Source organism: Granulicella rosea (assembly GCF_900188085.1).
Classification (GTDB): Bacteria; Acidobacteriota; Terriglobia; order Terriglobales; family Acidobacteriaceae; genus Edaphobacter; species Edaphobacter rosea.
Map to the genome: position 1 here is coordinate 298,774 of NZ_FZOU01000004.1, position 20,265 is coordinate 319,038.

Annotated in this window: 7 protein-coding genes and 1 pseudogene; 5 read left to right on the forward strand and 3 right to left on the reverse strand. The window is 59.0% G+C overall.

Annotation, left to right across the window (positions count from 1 at the left end):
- Positions 1-356 precede the first annotated feature (356 nt).
- The 3 genes from CHB87_RS13210 (at position 357) to CHB87_RS13220 (ending at position 9,568) form a co-directional block, all read left to right on the forward strand.
- Complete coding sequence (locus tag CHB87_RS13210) at positions 357-3,812, forward strand: outer membrane beta-barrel protein (protein ID WP_089408911.1); 3,456 nt, start codon at positions 357-359, stop codon at positions 3,810-3,812.
- A 54-nt stretch (positions 3,813-3,866) separates the two neighbouring features.
- Complete coding sequence (locus tag CHB87_RS13215) at positions 3,867-8,252, forward strand: Ig-like domain repeat protein (RefSeq protein ID WP_089408912.1); 4,386 nt, start codon at positions 3,867-3,869, stop codon at positions 8,250-8,252.
- 344 nt (positions 8,253-8,596) lie between these two features.
- Positions 8,597-9,568: a LysR family transcriptional regulator gene (locus CHB87_RS13220; RefSeq protein ID WP_089408913.1), complete on the forward strand. Its 972-nt coding sequence runs from the start codon at positions 8,597-8,599 to the stop codon at positions 9,566-9,568.
- Positions 9,569-10,273: 705 nt separating this feature from the next.
- On the opposite strand, the gene CHB87_RS13230 is transcribed toward CHB87_RS13220, so the two are convergent.
- The 3 genes and pseudogenes from CHB87_RS13230 to CHB87_RS13240 form a co-directional block, all read right to left on the reverse strand.
- Complete coding sequence (locus tag CHB87_RS13230; protein WP_176441748.1) at positions 10,274-13,594, reverse strand: TonB-dependent receptor domain-containing protein; 3,321 nt, start codon at positions 13,592-13,594, stop codon at positions 10,274-10,276.
- A 601-nt stretch (positions 13,595-14,195) separates the two neighbouring features.
- Positions 14,196-17,822 (reverse strand): annotated as a pseudogene (locus tag CHB87_RS13235) (TonB-dependent receptor).
- 84 nt (positions 17,823-17,906) lie between these two features.
- Complete coding sequence (locus CHB87_RS13240) at positions 17,907-18,413, reverse strand: GlcG/HbpS family heme-binding protein (protein WP_142988343.1); 507 nt, start codon at positions 18,411-18,413, stop codon at positions 17,907-17,909.
- 717 nt (positions 18,414-19,130) lie between these two features.
- Here CHB87_RS13240 and CHB87_RS13245 point away from each other — a divergent pair.
- Both CHB87_RS13245 and CHB87_RS13250 read left to right on the forward strand, forming a co-directional pair.
- Positions 19,131-19,607 (forward strand): rhodanese-like domain-containing protein, encoded by a 477-nt coding sequence (locus tag CHB87_RS13245; RefSeq protein WP_089408916.1) that lies wholly within the window; start codon positions 19,131-19,133, stop codon positions 19,605-19,607.
- 4 nt (positions 19,608-19,611) lie between these two features.
- Complete coding sequence (locus tag CHB87_RS13250) at positions 19,612-20,106, forward strand: GlcG/HbpS family heme-binding protein (RefSeq protein ID WP_089408917.1); 495 nt, start codon at positions 19,612-19,614, stop codon at positions 20,104-20,106.
- Positions 20,107-20,265 lie beyond the last annotated feature (159 nt).

A 20,265-nucleotide genomic window follows, 5' to 3' on the forward strand; every position in this document is an offset into this window, starting at 1 on the left:
AGCCGTCCGTCATCGACAGTGGACGGCCCTGCGTCTGATTGGCAATCAATATTTGTGATCGAATCTCGTGTGCGCCTTGTGTTAGCTTGAAGTCATATGCTTCTGAGCACACTTTCGTACGCGCTATGTTGTCCGACAAGCCTCTCCGCTTGTTGTTCCTGTCGCGTCTGTCGATAGTTGAAGCTCTAGTCATCTCGTCTGCGTTCTCGTTACGAACCGACCGATACCCCCACACATTTTGCTGGTGAGTCGATGCTGACTGCGTCGACTCTCACTCGCGAACTCAGGCAGAAGAGAAGCTCTCTGTCGCAAGAAATCCATGAGCATACATAGCTCTTTGTTAGGTGGCGCGCACCATGACTGATGGCACTTTGAGACTGCGTGAACGGCATTGCCTGGCGCAGTACTTCTTCCGTTTCTTTCTTCTGCTTTTTCTTTTCCTTCCCGGTGCGTCCCCGGCTTTTGCCCAGGCGGATACCGGAAGCATCAGCGGCGTGGTCACCGATGCGCAAGGCGCTGCGATTCCGCAGGCCGTGCTTACCGCAACGCGCGTAGAGTCCAACGCCACCGTCACAGTCAAGGCAAACGGCCAGGGTGAGTATATCTTTCCCAGCCTGCAGACGGGGCACTACTCCCTCTCGGTGCAGGTCGATGGCTTTGCTCCGGAGACCAGGCAGGGGTACGAACTGAACGACGGAAGCGCCTTCAGCGTGAACTTTTCGCTGCATCCTGGCGGGGCCTCGGATCAGGTGATCGTCACCTCGGAAGTCGGTGAGATGGTGAACACGCAGTCCGGTCAGGTGGAGCACATCATCGATGGAGAAACCGTGCGCGACCTGGCGCTAAACGGCAGAAATTACCTCGATCTGCTTGCGACGTTGCCAGGCTCCGTCACACCCGATCCCACGAACGCCATGGATGAGATCACCAGCGGTACGACGACCTCGACCGTTCTCAACGGTATGCGCGCCACCGCGAACGGTCTCTACATCGACGGCACCATCAACAAGGACATCAGCACCAACGGCACGCAGTTCAACAACGTAGGCATCGACTTCATCGAGCATGTGAGCGTACAGACATCGTCCTTCAGCGCGCAGTGGGGAGACTCTGGCGGGCCCACCATCAACGTCGTCACGCGGTCTGGAACGAATCGTGTCCATGGCTCGGCCTTCGAGCTACTCCGCAACAACTATCTCGATGCGGCCTCGTACTTCTCTCGCAACGCGACGACCTTTCAGGCTATTCCGAATCACCTGCGGTTCAACGACTTTGGGGGCGCCGTAGGATTTCCCATCCTGCACGACAAGCTCTTCTTCTTCGTCGGCACCGAGTGGAAGACCATCGCGCAGACATCCTTGCCCACAACCGTGTCACTGCCTGTATTGGCGGCAGTACAGGGCAACTTCACCACGACCAGAAACACCTGCGGACTGAAGAACGTTCCCGCACTCCAGATCGCCATCAACACCACGACCTGCGATATCTCGAACCTGATTACGCCCTTTGGAAAGGGAATCCAGCAGATCTATCAGCGCATCATCTCCAAGGCAACCTCATACGCCGGGACCAACTGCGGCGCGGATGGCTGCACGGCTGCAAGCAACAGCATCTTCGAGCTTGCTCAGCCGTATACCAATCATGAAGAGGTTGCGCGCGTCGACTGGACCATCAGCCCGCGGGATATTCTCTACGCACGTTTCATCGAAGATACGCACAACCGAACCAATCCACTGGGAAGTGGATCGCTGCCGACCTCGTCCTACTTCGAACACGTACCGGCGAACAATGCGCTGGTCTCGTATACGCATGTCGTCTCTCCGAATTCGACCAATGAAATCGCGGTCGCGGGGCTGTGGACGGTCGTCCGTCAGACCCCTGCGGGCGACGACTGGCAGAAGAGCTTCTACGGCCTTGCCTATGAGGATCTGTTTACGGGCTACGGGCCCAAGCTGGGTATCCCGAGCGTCTCCGTGGCCGGTTATACGGCATATAAGTCGGACAGCTTTCTCGTGAAGGCTCACACGACTTACCTTCAGGTGAAGGACCTCTATAGCCTGGTCCAAGGCAGACACTCCTTGAAGTTCGGAGGTCTGTACGGTCGTAACCGTCGCGATCAGAACGGCCAGCCCAACGCTTACGGCGCTGCCAGTTTCACGACCGTATCGAGCACTTACACGACGGGCGATCCGCTGGCCGACGCGTTGCTCGGCAACTTTCAGGAGTACACCGAATCGGCCTACAACACCTATGGCCTGTTCCGTATGTCGCAGGCATCTGCTTTCGTCGACGACGTATGGCGTGCCTCGCGCGGTCTGTCGATCGATGCTGGCTTGCGCTACGAATGGACGACGCCATGGACAACGGTCTACGACAATATCGCCTCGTTCTATCCGCAGTTCTACGATCCCGCGGCAGCAGTCACCGTCAATGCCGACGGCACGATCGTCGCCAACTCCGGCAATCTCTACAACGGTCTGCGACGTGCCGGCAACGGCGTCTCGTCTCGTTATCTGGCCGAGGTTCCAACTGCAAACGATACGGCCGTGCTCAACGTGCCCACTATCGGCAAACGCGGCTTCTACAAGTCGCAGCGCGCCTTCGCGCCACGCCTCAGCTTCGCCTACGATCCAACCGGTCGCGGAACGCTCGCGATACGTGGCGGTGCCGGCCTCTTCTACGACATGCCGCAGGGCAGCATCGCCTACTCGGCTTTGAACTCACCGCCTTATCTGCCCAGTTCGACCATCGACAACGGCAACATGGACAAGCTTTCGTCCATCTCCGCGCAGCAGGGAACACGCCCGTTCGGCGCTATCTACGCGACGAACCCGGACATTCAACGCGCCTATGTCTATCAGTACAACCTCGGGGTGCAGAAGCAGCTCTCGAAGGCCATCTTCTTCGAGGTAAATTACATCGGCAATCAGGCTCGTCATCTGCTCCACAACCCGGACATCAACGGAGTAGACCCAGCGGCGGAGCATCTTGCTTACCAGAGCAACCCGAACATGAACATCAACTCGGTGCGGCCGTACAAGGGCTATAGCTCCATCTACATGTATCGCTCGGACGCCGACTCGAACTATAACGGTCTGCAGGTCTCTGCGAATCGCCGCTTCGGCAAGGCACGCTTCTCCGCTGCCTATACCTTCTCGAAGGCCCTGACGACTGCGAGCTCGGATAACGAGGTGCCGCTCTACGCGGCTTATTCCAAGACCTACAGCTACTCGTACGCGACCTACGACAGGCGTCAGGTGGTCACCTCCACCTTTAGCCTCACCGCGCCCACGATCCACCGTGGCTGGCGCGCAATCGACGGCGCGATCGGCAACTGGCTCTTCACCGGTGCGGTGCGTTATCAATCCGGCATCCGCCAGACGCCCTACGGAAACGACCCCTACGGCGTGGTCAACCGAGCCGTCTATCATGGCTACCCGGTTCAGTACGGGCACAGCGCCGCGCAGTGGTGGAACACGATCAACACCGGCGACGTCATCAACTTCGAAGCGCCGGACCAGGGACAGGTCGGCAACAGCCCAAAGGGAATCATCCTCGGTCCCGCTCTCTTCAACGTGGATCTTTCAGCGCGGAAGAACTTCTCCATTCGCGATCGCTACAAGCTGACTGTCAATCTGGATGCGTTCAACCTGACGAATCATCCGCAGTTCGGCTCGCCCTCGGTCAACGTTAACTCGGGAACCAACTACTACGTTCCCAACACGACCAACACGCTGGATTACAAGTCGATCGCAATCACCTCCTCAGGCAGACCCAGAAATCTTCAAGCCGGTCTTCGGCTGAATTTCTAAGCTCGCTGCTGCGATGAAGACGACCTACTGAAATCGACTGGAACACCGGAGACTATGACCGTGAAGAAGACCTTCGCAATACGAGCGACCCTGCTCTCCATCGCGACGCTGCTGGGATGGATCGACACAAGCCGGGCCGTTGGCCAAGCAACTGCAAGCGCGCAGAGTGCGCTTACCGGTACCTACAGCAACGCCGCAAGTGTAGCGGCCGACCCCTATGGCAATCTGTATGTGAGCGACAAGGGCGCTTCAACCTTATACAAGTACACCGGCGGGAACGGTAGTGCATCGACGGTGGTCTCCGCGCTCAGCGCTCCCGAGCAATTGGCGGTCGACGCGTCGGGAAACCTCTGGGTCGCGAACGGTAACGCAAGCGTCGCATACGAATATGTAACCTCGCAGGGAAAGTTTAACCTGAACGCGCCTGTCACACTGGGTACGGGTCTCGGCAAGGTGACCGGCGTCGCCGTCGATGTGAGCGGCAACATCTACATCGTCGACAACGGCAATCGCCAGTTGGTGAAGGAGACACTCAGCGGTACCTCCTATGTGCAGTCCACGATCGTCAAAGGACTCACCAGCCCCACCCAGGTCGCGGTGGACCAGGCAGGCAACGTCTACGTCGCCGATCCGGGTGCCAATGCCGTCATCTACCTGCCCAGCGGCAGCACGACGGCCTCCATGGTCGGCAGCGGATTGAGTGCTCCGTATGGCGTTGCGGTCGATACCGCCAATAACGTGTATATCGCTGACACGGGCAACGGTCGGGTCGTCACCGTGCCCTACAGCACGACGACCCTGGCTCCCGATACCGGCAGCCAGACCGTGCTGAGCGCAGGGATCGCCTCTCCCACCGGCATCTCGGTCGACACACGGAACGCGGTCTACATTGCAAACGGCAGCGGCGTCTACCGGCTCTCTACCGGCGCGATCTATCTCGGGCTACTGCAGGCCAACTCCGGATCCATCACCATTCCCGTCAATCTGACCTTCACCTCCAGCCTCCCCGCCGCGACGGCATCCATCAAGGTGGTCACCGCGGGTAAGACAGGACAGGACTATCAGGACGCAGGCGGCAGCACCTGCGCGGGCGGCACAACCTACGTGGCCGGAAACAGCTGCACGGTGAATGTCACCTTTGCACCGATCTATCCCGGTGCGCGGCCCGGAGCCATCGTCTTCTACGACGCAAGCAACAAGGTTCAACTGCGCGTATTTCTTGGCGGTGGCGGACTGGGGCCGGTGATCGCCTATGAGACCGGTGGAGCAGCGACGACCCAGAGCGGCGTGCTCTCCTCCACCATCTCCACCAAGACGCCGCGCGGGGCAAAGTTCGATCCCTTCGGCAATCTCTTCTTCGCCGATACCGGCAACGGCCAGATCGTACAGAAGTCCAACAGCGGCGCAGTCACGATCGCCGTCGCGTCGTCCGGCATTCAGGACGTCGCCATCAATGGCGCAGGCGATCTGATCGCCGTGACCACCGCCGCGACGATCCTCTACCCGTACGAGAATGGAACCTGGAGCACGGCGGACGCGATTACGGTCGCGGCCACGCCGGCCAGAACCATCAACACCGACGTCGCAGGCAACATGTGGTCCTGCAACTACAACCTCACGGGCAGCGCGAACACATACGTCAATCGCTTCACGCTATCGGGCAGCACGGCGACCGCCGCCCAGCTACATCCAGGCATCTTGGGCCAGTGCTTCAGCGTAGCGGTCGATCTCTTCGGCAACCTCGGAGCCACTGATTACACCGCTAAAGACGCCTGGTACATGCCTGCGACCGGAAAGGCTCCGTACGCTCTCGGAATCAACGCCTCCTATCCCTGGGCCGCTGCCTTCGACGCCTCGGGCAGTCTCTTCATGTCGGACTACGGCGCCAGCGCCACCGACCCCGCCACCTCGATCATCTATCGCATTCCGAACGAGTACGGCAGAATCACCGGCGGCGACATGGTGAAGTTGAACAGCGGGAGACCGAGCTTCGGATTCAGCATCGATCCGGCGGGAAACATCGTGTCCGTCGAGCGCGCATCCGGCAGCAGCACCGTGGCCTACTTTCTCATTCCTCGTGCGGCTAACTCCGCAACATTCTCCGCCACGGCCGTGGGCGGTGCGGCCTCTTCGCTTGCGGTGTCGATCGTAAACTCCGGCAACCAGGCTCCGGTCTACACCCAATCGAGCGGCATCCTGGAATACGGCGATGCGGATGACTTCCCGCTGAACGCCTCGCTGGTCACGACGCCGACGATCTCTCCGTGCGACTTTACCTCGCCGGTTCAGCCCGGCCTCAGCTGCTACTTCGCCACGAACTTCATCCCTACCTCCCCTGGCGCAACGCGAACAGCGACTGTGACCGTACCCTCGCAGGCGACGACCAGGAGCACCCTGACCTTGACCGGTACTTCCTCCGGAACCGCTCCCACGACGGCATCCAAGCTGGCGCTTGCGATCCGTTCGCCCACGGGAAACATCTACCCGACGCAAGCCGTCTCCGTGGCTGCCTCAGCCGCGTCGGACGCAACAGGAACCGTCACGCTCTATGTGGATGGAGCGGCAGCGAGCGCGGCGAAGCTGGCCGCCGGTGCTGTGCTGTTCAATCTTCCTTCCGGGCTAACTGCTGGATCGCATACGCTCTCCGCCACGTACGCGGGCAATGCCGTCTATGCCCCCATTGAGTCCACTACGGCCGTGACGCTCAGCGTGACGGTCGCCAAGGCAACACCCTTGCTTACCATCTCCTCACCGATCGCCCAGGCAGCAGTCGGCCAGGTCGTGCCCTTTACCGGAAGCGTGGCGACGCAGTCCGGGCTGGCAACGCCGACGGGCACCCTCACCTTCTATGAAGGGAGCGCGAACCTGGGAAGTGCGACCCTCTCCTCCGGGTCTGCCGTCTTCACCATCTCGTCTCTCACGGCAGGCACTCACACCGTGACCTTTACATACGGCGGCGATGGCATCTATTCTTCGGCCACCACGACGGGCAGCGTCTCCATCGTCGTGGGCAGCTATGTGCAAACCAGCCTGGCGCTGAGTCTCAACCCCACCGTCCCAACAGCCGGATACTCGTACGGCCAGACGGTGGTCGCCACAGCCTCACTGAGCGCACTTGCCGGGACAGCAACGCCAACCGGCCCTGTAACCTTCACCCTGGATGGAATCAGCCAGCCGGTGACGTTGAGTGCTGAGGTGGCAACCTTCAGCTTCACCTCCGCGCCAGGCAGCCACATCCTGACGGCTGCTTACGCTGGCAACGCGAACTTCGGCGGCAGTGTGCAGAGTAGGTCATTCAGCACGGTCCCCTCGACCACTCAGACGTCGCTCAATGTCTCCACCCTGGCTAGCTACGCCGGCGTTCCCATCACGCTGACCGCAACCGTCACGGGCAATACTGTCACGGCCACCGGGAGCGTAACGTTCTATGACGGAGTCGCAAACCTCGGCAGCGTCTCCCTTTCGGGCGGCACAGCAAGCCTGACGCTCAGCACCCTGCCCGCCGGCAGCAACGGACTGTATGCAGCCTATGCGGGAGGCACCGACTTCACCGCAAGCGCCTCGCCCGTTACTTCCGTCGCGATTGCCATCAACCCGACGACCTCGACGGTCTTCAGCTCGCCGCAGGTCGTCTACCCTGGCACCACCGAGACCATCACCGTCACGGTTGGCTACACGACACCAGCCGGTTCCTCCAAGGTGCCTTCCGGCAACGCCACGCTGTACCTCGATGGCGTCTCCTATGCCGCAACCTCGCTATCCGCAACCGGCGTCGGAACCTTCACGGTCAGCGGACTCGCCAGCGGAATCCATCAACTGACCGGCTCCTATGTAGGAGACAGCTACTACAGTGCCTCGGCGACGACAGCAAACTACCCCATCTACATTGCGCCTGCCTCCGGCTGGACAGGCGACTACGCCGTTGCGGCTGCCTCCAACACGCTCTCCATCGTCACCGGCTCTGCGGCCTCGCTGCCCGTGACCATCACCCCGTCGGGCAACTACTTCGGCTATGTCCAGCTCGGATGCACCGGCCTTCCGCAGAACACGGCCTGCACCTTTCCGACGGACCAGCTCTTCCTCAACGGCTCCAACACCGCGGCCACGGTTCAGATGAAAATCTACTCCACGACACCTACGACGACATCGAAGCTGAGCACTGCGGGCGGTCTAAGCCGGATGTGCTTTCCCCTGGCAGGCCCCTTACTGCTGATACTGTCCGTCGGCTACCGGCGCAAGAACAAGAGCTCGTTCTCCGCCCTGGGTGGCATTCGGCTGTTCGCTCTTCTCTTGCTAAGTCTTTCGGCACTGCAGACCCTGACCGGATGCTCCTCTCGTCCGCCCATTGCGACCGCGAAGGGCACCTACACGGTCAACGTGACGGCGACGGGGTCGGGCAGCATCAGTCATGCTTACGCGGTACAGATGACCTTCCAGTAGCGGATACGCAGGCGCTCGTCACCCATTTGATCGGGCTGCGAGCGCCTGTGACTGCCCGTCCGCTGCCTGCAAATTGGTCGGACCTGCTCTTGACGCGTTGCACCACGCAACATAAGCTTTATTCATGCCACTCAGCGCGAACGCACCTATGATCTGTTGTTGTGATAACGCAACAGGAGTCGCCGGTGTTCGCCTGAAGCGATCCCCTTCCAACACGATCCCGGGTCGCCCAGGGATATGTCCGCCACAATAGCGGATGTTAAATCAAGTGTTCGATGCCCGGCGAAGTCCAGCCGGGCATCTTTGTTTTTCTGCCCTTCTTGTAAGTCGAGGTTGCTTTCGCTATGGATATCGCACGCATAAGAACCTTCCGCGTTGTCGCTGAATTGCTCAACTATCGCAAGGCCGCGCAACAGCTGCATCTGACACAGCCTGCAGTCACAGCACAGATCCAGTCGCTCGAGCAGGGCATTGGTATTGCCTTGTTCAATCGCGTCGGACGTGGCGTGGCTCTGACAAAGGCAGGAGAGGTGCTGCTGAGCTATGCACGCCGGATGGAGATCCTGAACAACGAGGCAGCCGCGGCACTATCCGCGATCGGCTCGCAGGAGGAGTTCGAGATCGGACTTGGCGCGTCGCATACCCTTGCGGTCTACCTGCTGCCGAGACTGCTGCCAAGTCTCCTCGCTTCCTGGCCGAAGCTGCGCATCCATATCCACGCGGGCAGCACGAGTGAAGTGTTGGATGCGATCTCCACCTATCGAATAAGCCTGGGAATCATCGAGGCTCCGGGGCTACGGCCCGATCTCAAGATAGAGCCGTTCGGCCAGGACGAGCTCTCTCTGATTGTGCCGGTCCAGCATCGGTGGACCGGGAGGCGGACCATCTCGGCAGCCGAACTCGCCGAAGAGAATCTCCTTCTGCGCGAACCGGGAGCGGGTATGCGACGTTACATCGAGGATTTCTTCGATAAGCATGGTCTCCGTCGACAACTGCGCAACTCGGTCGCCATGAATTCGACCGAGGGAATACTGGCCGCGGTCGAAGCAGGCGCGGGCGTTGGATTTGTCTCTTACTTAGCCTTGGAGAAGGCATTGAAGCTGAACAGCGTCCGCACCGTGCCCATCGAAGGCGGACCGATCCTGCGCCCCCTTAGCATCGTTCTCCATGAAGGGCCTGAACCGCAAGGACCTGTACAGCAGTTGATCTATCTGCTGCGGCAGTATGCTGTCTCCCGGTCGCAAGAGTTCGTAGCGCGTCCAACAGAAGGACGAAGAATAAACGCGGGAGTTACACAGTCCATACGGCACGGCTGAAGCCCTGCCCTTAACGAGGCCGGAGTCAATCAGAGGCCCCCTAAAAGAATCTTGCTGATAGCGTCTTCATCTCGTCACCGGAGACCAAGACAAAGATCGAACAGCGACAAAAGGCTGTGGAAGCGAACTGCCAGATGTACAACATGATCAAAGACTCGCAAACGCACGGAGATTCACCCGATCACGTCGCCACGAAGATCGCCGACATGCGGGAGCGTCGAGACCGTTAAGGTCTCACGCCGATGCAGTTTGGGTTGTCCGGTTATGCCTTCACTCGGAGCACTGAGGGCGAAGTCTAACGGGAGCTCGAGCGCATTACCGATGTCAAACAGAATGCCAAAGGTTATGAGAACTATCAGCAGTGGCTGCAAGGAACTCAGTTGGAGCAGACGATGTCGATCCAGGAGAACTCGGTCTCGAACCGTGGGCTGCGGTCGGGGCTGATTGGAACGCCAGCCCAGATTCAGGATCAGATTGGCAGGTTCAAAGAAGCTGGAGTAATCTTCTGCTTCTGCGGTTCAGCCCGCAGCTGGAAGCGATGGAGCGCTTCAGCGAAAGCGTGATATTGCCTGAGGCGGTCTGAAATCAGGTCCTCCGTTGCGAAAAGGATGACAGGTATCTCGGACGGGTGAAGGGTGTCCAGGGATAATCGGCTGTAGAGTGGCACCGCGTCGATGCGCTGCCACTCTACAGCCGGCCCTGACTTTAGAATGTGACCTTCGCCGCGAGTTGAATCTCGCGTGAGATACGCTGCAGTGTTACCGGAGAACCCGCAGAGGTGATGGTTCCAAAGCCGCCTCCGACGGTGGAGTTTGGATTGTTGAACTGCGGAGTGTTGAAGAGGTTGAAGAACTCGCTACGCAACTGCAGCACGCCTCTCGATTCGGTCAACTTAATATTCTTGAATACCGAAAAATCGACATTTTTGGTACCTGGACCCTGCAGAATATTGGGGCCGGAGTTTCCCCACTGTTGTGCGCCGGGGTTGGCGAACGCCGCCGTGTTGAACCACTGTGTCACGGAACGCTGGTTGCTTGGCAGCGATCCATTGCCGTTGCCGGGAAGAAGGTTGGCCCGCGACGTGGTGCCGTTGTAGAGCGTGTTGGAACCTGCGGACACGGAGAAGGGTAGGCCGTCGGAGTAGCTCAGGATGGCGTTCAACTGCCATCCCCGGACCGCTGGGCGATACCAGCCTGAACCCTGGAACGGCAGCGCATAGGTGACGCTGCCAACGAACCGGTTGGGAATGTCGTAAGCCGAATTCCCGTAGTCGGGTGCCGGGTTGTAGTAGTTCTGATTCACTCCTGCACTCAAAGCGTGGCTATAGGTGTAAGAGAACTGAAAGTTCAAAGTCTTCGTGCGACGGTCCGCCGTGATCTGCAGGCTGTTGTAGTTCGAGTATTGACTGCTTCGCTGCTGGCTGATATTTCCGAAATAGGTATAGGGCCGGCGAGCCTGCAGGGTCGTCGCCGAAGTTCCCGGCGTGGGCTGGTTGATGGCGTAGGTTCCTAGCTGGTTCCGCGCGACGTTTCCAACATACGAGACTGTGACCGTGCTGGCGGATCCGATCTGCTGCTGCACGCTGGCGTGATACTGCTCGGTGTACGGATTTCTGGAGTTGGGATCGAGAGCGTTCAGAGGCGATCCCTTCGGCAGATTGGCAGGATCGGTAGCTGTAGCGTGCACAAAGCCGTTCGACAGCCATGTGAAGCCCGAGGCACCAAATCCCGGATTGGTGAACGAGTAGTAATCGATCGCTGGCGCATTCTGAAGCAGGGTTGCGGTATCGATCACGGAGGGTGCTCCGAAGTAGATGCCATATCCGGCGTGGACGACGGTCTTCGGAGTCAGGCTGTAAGCGAAGCCGATGCGGGGTTGGAAGTTGGTATTACTGCCGTTGGCACCGCTTCTTGGAATGCCGTTGGTGCCTACTTGAAAGACCTGCGTCGTCGACAGGGAGGGAAGGAACTGGTACATGCGATTTCTCACCTCCGTCCAGGGCCAGCCGAGGAAGTTGTCATAGCGCAGGCCGAGATTGAGGGTAAGACGATTGCTCACCTTGTAGTTGTCCTGCGCGTAGAAGCCCAGGTCAAGCTGGCGTGCTCCGCGGGTTCCGGCCTCGTGGGAATAAATTCCCGAGGCGGGAGCGCCGATCAGCAGATCGGCCAGTCCCAGGCCGGCCACCTTCGAGCCGTTCACGGTCGCGGCGGTGTAGTTCCCGGTGAAGGAGTAAAGACCGTGCTCGTCGTTATCCATGTACACGTTGTACTGCATCCGGTAGATATCCGTACCAAACTCGAGGGAGTGCTTGCCGCGAGTCAAAGTGACAGAGTCGGTCTCCTCATAGTTGTTGGTGCCAAGCTGGTCGGGGACGTTGCTCGGATCGCCGATCGTGCTGGTGCCTCCGCTCAACTGAAAGATCGGCAAACCGTTGGTATGGAGTAAATCGTCGGGAACGATGATTCCGGGAATGCCAAGGGCGGTCGGCAGATTCAGCGGCGCATCAAAGTTTTTCGTCGTGATGAAGAGGCGGGACCAGCCGAAGTGGAGGGTGTTCAGCAGGCGCGGTGAAAAGACGTGAGTTTCACTGAAGACTGTCTGATAGGCCGGCTCGTGCTCAAATCCGAAGGTGCTTCCACCCTCTAAAGGATTGGGAAGGTTTCCGGGTTGAACGATGTTGTCGAGCTCGTAGCTGAAACGAACAAAGCCGCTGTCAGCATCGCTGAATTGACGGTTCACCTTCACGTCGAAGGCGTTGGAGTTATCGATGCGCGAAGGGTTATACAGATAATTGTTCGCTGTGCCATTCGCCGTGCCCGGCAGGTTGGGCGTCGCGGTCACGCCATAGTTTGTATACAGTCCGAAGACATTTTGCGCGACCTGCGAATTGTAGCCCTGACTCGCAAACTGACCTTGCAGAGCGCTGCCTCCGGTAGGAAGATAAGCGCCAGAGCCGCTAATATACGAAAGCGGGATGACATTTCCCGGGAATTGGACCCCGGTTTGTGGATCGACCACTTTTGTTGAGTAGAGGGAGAAGTCGCCGACGCCCTGCGGTCCCCATTTTGGCACGGTGTTCACATAGGTCAGGCCCTGGCTTTCGCGCTGACCGTTGTAGTCGGCGAAGAAGAATGTCCTCGGATGGGCCGACGGCCAGAGCGGACCGCCGAAGGTTCCGCCAAAAGTGTTCAAGCGGAAACCGGGCTTGGCGCCGGTATCGAAGTAGTTCTTGGCATCGAGCACGGAATTGCGCAAGAAGTCGAAGACCTCTCCGTGGTAATGGCTGGTTCCGGATTTATAGATTACGTTAACGGTGCCAGCGTCTGTGCGCCCGTAACGTGCATCGGCATCGACATTTTCTTCACGGAACTCTTCCAGGGCATCGATCGGCGGGAAGATGATGGCGCCATTCCCGCTGTGATTCTGATTGTCGGCGATGCCGTCGAAGAGAAAGCGGTTGTCGGTCGAACCGAGTCCGTTGGTGGAGAAGTCGGCCTGCTGACGCGACTCGCTGATAGTGACCGTTGTAGCCTGGGGACTTGCCGGAATGACGCCCGCACTCAGACCCAGCAGCTCGGCGAAGTTGCGACCGTTGAGAGGAAGATCGTGGACCTGCTGTTCGGTGCGGACATCGGAGATCGTCGCGCTCTCGGTATTGAGCTGTTGGGTTGTCCCTTCCACTTCAACCGTGTCAGAAGCGGCTCCAATGGTCAGGGTGGCATTTTCCGTGACCCGCTGTCCGACGTCCAGCTTGACATGCTCGAGCTCACCTTTGAAGCCGGGGGCCTCGACCCTGATATCGTACTCGGCGGGGCTCAGGGGTGGAGAAACATAAATGCCGCTTCCGTTGGTCGAGGTGGTGGTCGTTAACCCAGTCGCCGTATTGCGCAGGGTCACCTGCGCCTTGTCGATCGCGGCGCCGGAACTATCCTTCACCACGCCGGTAATAATTCCGTTATCAACCTGTGCAAGAACCGTAGTGGTCGTTAGAACGGCGAACAATGCGGGCAGCGGGAAGAGGCGCATCCTTTTTCCGCTGCATGAACTCGAAGAACGTAGAGCAAACATGATGGTCTCCTGGAATTGTTTGTGCCGAGGCGAAGTTCGTCTTGACTGCGTAGCCACCGTGTAACGCGGTGCGGCTGTGTAAGTCGGCCACGCGGGGCATTGTTTTTCGCTATGAAGCTTTGCACAGCCCATTCACAATAGCTGCGTCTTATAAGTGCATGGCTTAGGGATAGTTACAGGCGCGTATCTGCGTTATCCCGAAAGACAGGGATTCGGTATTCAGAAAGAACACGCCATCGGACTCCTTTTCGAACGTGGCCACCACATAAGAAGCGCACAAAGACAGTGCGAATTCTTACTGCGGGACGCAGTCGCTAGGAGTTTCAGTTGGTTTGTTGGAGGATATGCAGGATCACAGCAACGGGGCGCGATGAATCGAAGAGTGCCGTAAACAGGCTGGCCGCCACACTATCCAAGAGTGGAGGGGCAACAACAACCTGTAAATTGCATGCGCATAATTAGAACTTATCGACCTTTGCGTAGTATGTCAAGGATAGATCGAGTTACGACTGTTTTCTCTCTATTTCACGGCAGCATCGAATCAAGCCATAAGATCGTCTTAGAAGGTGAACTTTGCCGCTAATTGAATAAGGCGAGGATCCGCCGCGTGGTCGATAGCTCCAAACTCAGGATCCTCGATCTGGCCATCCACCGATGCGGGACCATAGAACTGAGCGTGGTTGAAGACGTTGAAGGCCTCAACGCGAAGGTCGATCGATTTGCTCTCCGTAAGGCGCAGGGTCTTCTTGAAGGTCATATCGAAGTTGTCGATACCGGGTCCGTAGAACATGCGCCGCCTGGCGTTGCCAAGTTGGCCTTCCGCCTCTTTGTTGAACTGTGAGATATCGAAGGCAGGCTCGCGGCTGCGACCATTCGTGTTGATCTTCAGTAGGCCGCCGAGGTATCGCGGTGTATCGAGAAGATAGTTGTTGGCGCCGTTGCCGAGCGTGCCCAGCAGTGAGTTATCGGAGTTATCGTACAGGGTGACTGGAAAGCCGGTGGCGAAGCGAGCCGTTCCAGATAGAGTCCAGCCGCCGATAAGCCGGTTATTCCTGTGAAAGAAAGCAGCAAAGGGCAGCGCGATCTGATAGGTGCCGATGAAGGAGTGCTTCATATCCCAGGCAGAGATGGTGCGGGTGTGACGCGCGTCCAACGGATCGAACTGCTCGCCGAGGTTCGAACCCTGGTCGATGGACTTCGCAAAGGTGTAGCTGAGCGATAACTGCGAACCGTGGGCGGTACAGTGCAGCGTTGTCTCGAGTGCGTTGTAGTTTGAGTTGGCGATGGACCTGTCGGCGGTGTTCTCTCCGAAGAGAGGTCCTTGGCCTACGCGCGTACCCTAATACGACTTACCGGAGGCGTCGGTGTAGGGCGAATCTTCGCCGAAGGGCCCGCAACCTGGAAGGCTGAGGCAGAGCGCCTGATTGCCGGGGTTGGCGGATACGAGCGTGAAGATGTGGTGTCCCTGGTTGCCGACGTAGCTTACGGTGAGGAGCGTTTGGTTCGAGATCTGTCGCTGGATCGAGAGCATGTAGTTGTCGATGTACGGTGCGCGCGCCGCGTGATCGAAGAGCGGGTCGGCAGAGATGGGCGTGAAGTTGCTCCAGTCTACGGCGTTGTCCGGATTCGACCGGGATATGCTGTGCGACGGGAACGGAAAGGGAAAGCGCTGGCCGTTGTTCAGACCTGTCGCAGCGGTGATAAAGGGGCGATCGAGCAGCGGCGGGCCGGGGCTCAGGTAGTTGTAGCCAAAGGGCGGAACGGCGTACATGATGCCGGTGGCCAGGCCTGGAATTGCGGTGTAGAAGAGCCCGTAGCTTGCACGGATGCTGCTCTGTCCGCCGGTACCGAAGAGCTTGCTCAGGAAGCCTGTCTGGAACTTCGGCGAGTAGGCAAGTCCGAGGCGCGGCGCGAAGTTCCTGTTGCCGGTCGGGGCGATGGTGCTGGGGACGCCGGGGTCGCCCGCGACGACGAAGCCCAGGGGCGCGCCGGGATAGAGGACCGACTGCTGGCCGGGGATGTAGGTCTGGATCTGGTTGTACTTCTCCCACCATGGCATGATGCGGTCCCAGCGCACGCCGATGTTGACGACGAGATCGCTGCGCGCGCGCCAGCTATCCTGCGCGTACAGGCCAAGGTAGCGGTTGCGCAGGTAAAAGGGCTGGCCGGAGGACTGGGTAAAGTTGCTCGGCGTACCGAGCAGCAGATCGGCATAAGGGTTGCCGGTCTCGGTACCGTTGATGTTGAAGGTGCCATTGAAGGTGGCATTCGGATGCTCGTTGACCTGGTCGATATGGAACTGCCCGCCAAGCTTGAGGGTATGCGAACCGAAGACGCGCGAGAGTCCGTCGCTCACATAGTAGGTGTTGTTGATCTGGGTCTCGTTGGTGATCGGCACGCCCATGACAAACGAGGGAAAAGTCACGTTCTCGACGCCTTCGAACTGCGGCGCCTGCACGTAGATTCCTCCATCCGAGCTGGAGGCAAAGCCCTGCGAAGCGCGGCTCACGCCGAGACCTTCACGAGGCTGCCCGATGATGTTGTTGTTGCGTAGCAGGCCGAGGTGAAACTCGTTGACTGTGCTGGAGCGGATGACGTTGGTGACGCCCACGGAAAGGAGTTGCGCGCGTCCGATGTATAGCGCGTCGAAGCCGGGGATGCTGGCACCAGCGACCGAGCCGGGATAGGGGTTGTCGAGGCGATAGTCGTCGACGAAGTAGTATCCCGAAAGCTGGCCGATGCGAGTGTTGCCATCGAGCCGTACCGATCCTTTGTCGTCGCGGACGGTCTGCGCATTGGCCGAGGTAGAGAACTGACCTGCAGAGATATTTGGGTACGGGATGTAGCTGAGCAGGGTCTTGCCTGGAGCCGACCATGCGCTCTGAGGAATGGTGCCGTTTGGAAAGACCTGGGAGTATGGCTCTCCGGAGGTTACAGCGTAGCCTAGTTCCTGCGTGAGGAGCGATGCAAGATAAGGTCCGCTGACGGAGCCGGTGAGGTCGTCGAAGGTGCCGCTGCGCTGTGCGAGAGTCGGTACGGAGATGTTGCCGGTCGAGATGCCCTGCGTGGTGCGTGTGCCCTGGTAGTCGGTGAAGAAGAAGACCTTGTCCTTCACAATGGGGCCGCCGATGGCACCGCCGAACTGATTCTGGTTGTAGGCGGAGCGCGTGGGGTCGAAGTAGCCCCGGGCGTCGAGCGCGGTGTTGCGGAAGAACTCGAAGGCGCTGCCATGGAACCGATCGTTGCCGGACTTGCTGACGACCGTGACGATGCCGCCGTTGTAGTTGCCATACTCGGGGTCGAAGTTGTTTGTCAGGACACGGAACTCCTCGATGGAGTCAAGGTTGGGCACGATGTTGGTGCCACCGTTCATGTGCTCCTGCACATCGATCCCGTTGACCATGAAGCCTTCGGCGGACTCTCGTTGCCCGTTGATGGAGAGGTTGCCCGAGTTAGCGTCTCCCGAAGGATTGATGCCGCCCGTGACACCGGCCATGATGACGGAGCTGGGCAGCAGCGTCGAGATGGGGGCAACACCCGGCTGGATAGCGAGCAGATCGGTATAGCTGCGGCCGTTGAGGGGAAGCGCCGTCATCTGCGCGGCCGAGACCACCTCACCGAGGTGCGTGGCGGAGGTTTCGACGTGGATGTTGTCCGAGGCGGCTTCGACCGTAACCGTCTGTGCATCGGACCCCACCGTAAGTTGGATGTCGACCTGAATGGCGGAGTCGGTGTCGACGACGAGGCCTTTGTTCCGCTGAGGAGAGAAGCCTGTCGCAGCGGTCGTCAGATCGTAATGACCGACAGGAAGATTGGGGAAGGAGTAAAACCCCTTGCTGTTCGAGAGCGCGTGGAAGGTCGTCTTCTGGCCGGTGTTCACCAGCGCGATCGTCGCGCCGGAGACAGCGGCCCCAGTCTGATCGAGCACCGTGCCGGAGATGCTTCCGCCGGTTGCGGCACACATCCATCCGACGACAAGAAAAAGAAATACGAAAAAGAGAAAGGCCGAGCGCAATCCAGTGATGGCTGCGATTCCGCTCGATAGACCTCTGAACATTTCTTCTCCGGCTGATGATAACGCGTGGAACGACGGCTGCTTAGCAATGCAGGCGCGGCTTGGTCGATTTGCTAACGAGTCCGACAACGCCATGGGACAAGCCAGGCCACTCGCCCAAGGACGCGGCATGAAAGGCTTGGCTGCGTCACGCAGGCGCCGTACATGGACTTGCAATCGCTCATCGTCCGTATCGCCACGCTAGCAGAAGCAAGCTTACTTTGCTTCGAGCGCGTCCAGTCCCGCTTTGGCAAAGCGCTCATCTTCCGATGAGGCCGATCCGCCCACGCCGATGCCGCCTATGACTTTACCGTCCTTGATGATTGGGAATCCACCCTGGTGAATCGTAATCTCGTGCGAGCCCGCCGCGATCAAGGTCACATTGGCCGTCACAGGCTTTCCCGATGCAACGATGTCCTCCACCTGCTTTGTCGGCAGCCCGAAGAGGATGGCCGCCCGCGCCTTGCCCTCGGCGCTGATCACTCCGCGGCCGGTGGATCCATCGAGACGCTCCAGCAGCACAAGATCGCCATTCGCATCGACGACTGCGATGCCGACCTTGGCATTGGCGGCCTTGGCAGTCTGCTCCGCCGCGGCCACCAATCTTCGGGCGGTTGCAAGGTCGATGGATGCTGGACGAGGAGTCTGTGGGTTGGGCGGAGCTTGAGCGAAAACAATGCTCGTCATCGAAACGAGCCATAGAGTAGCCAGCAGATTCTTCAAAGGATTCTCCTTTTGAGTTGAGAGTGAGTGAGATCGCGGCACCGCGGCGAAACAGCATCGCACTTTGGTCACGGGATGAGGAATGCTTCGAACTTGCGCACCGTTGGTCCATCACGCAGAAAACCCACCAGCCATTGAACTTCGGGCGGTGGGTCGGGTGGCCTTCCAGAGGCGGAAGCGAACGAATGGCTATCTAGCTCTTACATCGCCTCATACCGGAAGACACACACGCACCGCTCCTACAAGCGGTACAACAAGCGTTCATCTGGCGGGCAAGCTTCATGAACGTAGAGTAGCACAGGCCGATAACTCGGCAAGGCGGCATGTAATTTTTTCTCAACCTCGCTTGACAAAAGATATCAACCTCATTACGGTTAGTTTCATGCACACACAGCCTCACACCAATTGTTGTTGCACCCTGAACATCTCGCGTTCATGGTGTCCGATGGTGTGTGCGACTTACTAGCTTCTGCTGCGATTTCCGATCTGCAACATAAGTAAAAGCCCGCCACTCGATCTTGAAGAGGCGGGCTTTTTCCAGCGATCAAGCTGAAAATCTCCCGAACTTACATCGGAACATGAGCCCTCGACTCGAAGTCGTATGCTCGGCTTGTCTGCGCTTATCTCCGCAAAGACAGGCCGGCTGCAACCTCTTCGGCAGCCTCATATCTGCGCAACTACCCACGTCATCTTTCAACCGTGAGAGGAACAGCCGAAATGCTGAAGAAGCTCGTCGTCATCGCCATGCTGTCCACCGCCGCCTTTGCCCAGGAGGCAGCAAAGCCCGCTGCGGGAGCCAACGCTCGCAAGCCGGCCCGCACGAAAACACTGACCAACGCTGAATTCGATGCCTACCTCGCACATCCCGAGAAGGTGCTTCTGGTGGACGTGCGTCGGCCGGATGAAGTGTCGACCATCGGCGGATTTCCTGTCTACCTGAGCATCCAGATCAAGGATCTCAAGCAGCATCTCAACGAGATTCCCAGGGATCGCGGCATCATCACCGTCTCCAACCATGCCGCCCGCGCGGGCGCCGCAGGAGATCAGCTGGAAGATGCCGGCTTCAAGGTGCTTGGCGCAGTCGGTGCGGATACCTACCAGCTCGACGGCGGCAAGCTTGCCGTGAAGATTCCCGTTCCTCCGCCCGCTCCCGCAGCCGCAGGCGCACACCCCGCTGAAGCGGCAGCTCACTAAGACAATGAACAAGATCGCTCTCACTTATCTCGCCGCTGCATTGTTTGCTCTGAGCTTCGCCGGCATATGCGAAGCGCAGACCCTCGTCACTCAGAAATCGTTATCGGTAGAAGCGGCTCTTGCGATCGCTCATGGAACGCTCGATAAGTGCCATGCCGATGGCTACAAGGTGAGTCTGACGATCCTCGATAGCAGCGGTCTGGTCAAGTTTCAGGTACGTGGGGATGGAACCGGTCCCCACACGCTTGAACACAGCCGCCGCAAGGCTTATACGGCGCTGACCTTCAAACGCACCTCAGGCGAGACGGCAAAGGCCTGGGCTGCGGCCACGACACCGCCGCCGGTCATCGAGGGTACTGTCGGTGCGCAGGGCGGCGTGCCGATCAAGGCAGGGAACGACGTCATCGGCGCAATCGGAGTAAGTGGTGCCCCAGGCGGAGAGAAGGATGAGGCTTGTGCCGTTGCAGGAATTACAAAGATTGCAGACTTGTTGAAGTAAGTCGCAGTTAGTTCACCCATAAGCAGCAGCGTATATTCCAGTACGGTATCGCGTTGCTTGTGTCGCCAGGTAAGTGATGGCGGCGCAGGCGACAGCGTGCCGACCCAGGAAAGCCACGCTCAATTTTCCAGGAAGAATGTGGGTCAAACGCAGTAATCC